This window comes from Mesorhizobium sp. M7A.F.Ca.CA.002.15.2.1 (genome assembly GCF_003998715.1).
In the GTDB taxonomy this organism is placed as follows: domain Bacteria; phylum Pseudomonadota; class Alphaproteobacteria; order Rhizobiales; family Rhizobiaceae; genus Mesorhizobium; species Mesorhizobium ciceri.
In genome coordinates, this window is the sequence record NZ_RZPI01000626.1 from 1 (window position 1) to 3,284 (window position 3,284).

Annotated in this window: 3 protein-coding genes and 1 pseudogene; all 4 read left to right on the top strand. The window is 66.1% G+C overall.

Annotated elements, in window-relative coordinates; all coding sequences use genetic code 11:
* A partial coding sequence (locus ENZ74_RS26410) for a flagellar M-ring protein FliF C-terminal domain-containing protein (RefSeq protein ID WP_348630707.1) occupies positions 1–571 on the top strand: 571 nt, incomplete at its 5' end.
* Between the two features lie 3 nt (positions 572–574).
* On the top strand, positions 575–1,201 hold the full coding sequence (locus tag ENZ74_RS26415; protein WP_063168920.1) for a hypothetical protein: 627 nt from the start codon (positions 575–577) through the stop codon (positions 1,199–1,201).
* A complete protein-coding gene (locus tag ENZ74_RS26420) occupies positions 1,198–2,535 on the top strand; it encodes a MotB family protein (protein ID WP_127313091.1) in 1,338 nt (445 codons plus the stop codon). Before ENZ74_RS26415 ends, ENZ74_RS26420 begins: the two co-directional genes overlap by 4 nt.
* Positions 2,532–3,284 (top strand): annotated as a pseudogene (locus ENZ74_RS26425) (chemotaxis protein MotC); the annotation flags it as partial. The gene ENZ74_RS26420 and the pseudogene ENZ74_RS26425, both read left to right, overlap by 4 nt.

The window sequence follows — 3,284 nt, forward strand, 5'->3', positions numbered from 1 at the left end:
GGTCGTCAACCAGCAGCGTCTGACGACCATCCTCGGCAAGGACGCCACACCGGAGCAGATCGCCAAGCGCGTCGCCGAGATCCAGAAGATGGTCACATCCGCCACCGGCCTGGATGAAAAGCGCGGCGACATCATCGACGTCTCGGCGGTCGAGTTCATCGATGGCCTGGATGGCGAGGCGATCCCGCAGGCGGGAATGCTCGATTCGATCGGCCAGCATGCCGGCACGATGATCAATGCAGGTGCCTTCATCGTCGTGGTGTTCCTGGTGGCCTTCTTCGGCCTGAGGCCGATGGCCGCGGCGCTGACGGCAAAGGCTGCTCCAGCCCTGGCAGGTCCCAGCTTCGACGACGTCCAGCGCTCGCTGCCGACGCCGGAGGCAATGGCGGCCACCGACAATGCCGCGGTTGGCGCCTTGCCAGGCACACGCCCAGGCCCCACTCCGCTCGACGATCTTCGCCAGAAGATCCGGCCGGCGCCGCAGGACCGGCTTGCCAGGATGGTCGACCTCAACGAGGAGCGCACCGCGCAGATCCTGCGCAAATGGGCTTCCCAGGAAGTGGCGGTGTAAACCATGCCTTCCGTAGCCCTCTTCGACCTTCTGCCTGATTTCGGCACGCGCGCGCAGCGTGCCGGCCAGCCCCGGGCAGCAGTCGATCCCGAACACAAGCCCGAGACGCCGGCGACGCAAGCCGATATCGGCACGCTGATCGCCGAGGCGGTTGCCCAGGCGGAGGCAGCGCTGGAGGGCCGCCTGGCGGCTGCGCATGACGCCGCGCTCGAAGCCGAACGCCAGGCCAGTGCTGAGGAAGCAAGGATATTTCTCGAAAGCCTTGGCGACGATGTCGGCAAGGCGGTCTCGTTGCACATCGATGCGATGGAGGCGCGCGTGACCGGACTTGTCGCCGGCACGGTCGCCCGCATCATCGGCGGCATCGTCAGCGACGATCTGCAGAAACGTTCGATCGATGCGTTGGCAGACGCCGTCCGCGAAGCGGTTGGCGACGCCGAGGCTGTGCGCATCGTCGTGCGCGGCCCGCTCTCGATGTTCGAAACACTGAAGGCATCGCTCGGACCCCGCGCCGCCAATCTCGATTTTGTCGAGGCGCCAGGCTTCGACCTGACCGTGGCTATCGACGAGGCGGTGTTCGAAACGCGCATGGCCGAATGGTCGACGACCCTCTCGGAGGTCCTGGCATGAGCGTCGCCAACGCCGATCAGGGCCGCCACGAGATCATCATCGTGCGGCGCAGTCATGACGACCATGACGAGGCCCACCATGGCGGCGTCTGGAAGATCGCCTTCGCCGACTTCATGACGGCCATGATGTGCTTCTTCCTGGTCATGTGGCTGATCAACGCCGCCAACGAGCAGACCAAGGCAGCCGTGGCCAGCTACTTCAACCCGGTCAAGCTGGTCGACCGCAATTCGAGCCGCAAGGGCCTGGAGGATCTCGGCGACGGCCCGCGCGCCATGGGACTGACGGCCGACGATCCGCAAGAGGCGACCAGCAAAGCCGGACAGAACGGCAATGCCGGCGCGGGCGCGTCCGAGCGCAAGCAGGACAAGCAGGAGCCACAGCAGGCGGAACACTCCGACGACCATCTCTTCGCCGACCCCTACGCCGTGCTTTCGGAAATCGCCACAGATACCGGCGTCATGCAGAATGTCAGCCAGAAAGGCGATGGCGGCGTGCAGGCTGCCGGCCCGGCTACCGGCGCCTCCGGTGGCGCCTCCTACCGCGATCCTTTCGAGCCGGATTTCTGGCCGCAGCAGGTCGCGGCGCCCGGCGCCGAGGCCAGCGCCCAGCGCACCAAGATCGAGGGCGATCCGGCCAAGCCCGGCGACAAGACCGCCGAAACGCAGGTGCTCAAAATCAAAGCCGTGCCGCCTGTCGCGGCACCGCTCGAGCCACTGGCAAAGGACGCGACCAGTAAACAGGCCGCGAACCCTGCCACGGCATTGGCCGGCGAGACCAAATCGGACGGCACCAAGGCCGCGGTAGCGAAGGCTGAGCCTGAGGCGCAAAAGGCCGTCCAGCCCGACATCGGGGAGAAGGCACCAACCGCTGCTGCCGTGAAGGCAGCGGCCGACGTCAAGCGGCAGTTGGCCGATGCTTTCAAGCCTGGCGACAAGCTGCACGACGGCGTCTCGGTCGAAGCCACCGACAAGGGCGTCGTCATCTCGATCACCGATCAGCTCGACTTCGGCATGTTCGAGGTCGGCTCGGCGTTGCCGAGACGCGAACTGGTGCTGGCAATGGAGAAGATCGGCCGCATCGTCAACAGCCAGAAGGGCACCATCAGCATCAACGGCCACACCGATGCCCGGCCGTTCCGCAGCGACAGCTACGACAATTGGCGGCTGTCGACGGCGCGCGCGCATTCCGCGTACTACATGCTCGTGCGCGGCGGCGTCGACGAACGCCGCATCACCGAGGTCGCCGGTTTCGCGGACCGCCAGCCGAAAATAGCAGCCGATCCATTGGCGGCCGCGAACCGCCGCATCGAGATCCTGATGGCGACCGGCGGATGAAGCGAGCGGCCGTCACCCGCCGGTTGATTGGCCTGTTGCTGCTGGCCGGCGGACACCCGTCCACTGGTTTCGCCCAGGAGGCCCTGCAGCCGTATCAGCTGGTGCGCTCGCTGCAACTCATCCAGGACCGCATAGCCGCCGGGGATCATGCCGCCCTGCCGATGCAGGCCAAGCTGCTCGAGATGACGGATACGCGCCTGCGCGCGGCGAATGCCGAGGACTACAAGGATCCCAAGAATTTTCGGGCCCTGCTTGTCTACGGCATGAGCGGCGGCAACCCGGTGACCGTCGAAGCGGCCACGTCGCGCGCTACGGCGGACCCGCAAAGCCTTGCCATCGCCAAAGGCGTGATTGAGTACCTCAACGGCCGGCCCGGCAAGGCTATCGAAGCCTTGAGGCCGATCGATCCCATGGCGCTGCCTCCGGATCTCGGCGCCTTCCTCGCTTTGGTCAAAGGCTCGCTGCTTGCCGGCGATCAACCGGCGACCGCACTCGGTCTGCTCGACGAGGCAAGATTGCTCAGCCCCGGCACGCTGGTCGAGGAGGCGGCACTTCGCCGTTCGGTCGGCCTTGCAGTCGCGCAAGGCGACGCGGCACGTTTCGCCCTTGCTTCCACCCAGTATGTCGAGCGCTACCTCTATTCGCCCTATGCCAGCCAGTTCGCGGACTCCTTTGTCTCCGGCGTCATCGCGCTGCACATGTCGATCAGCCAGGACAAGCTGGGCGACATCACCTCGATGATGGATCCC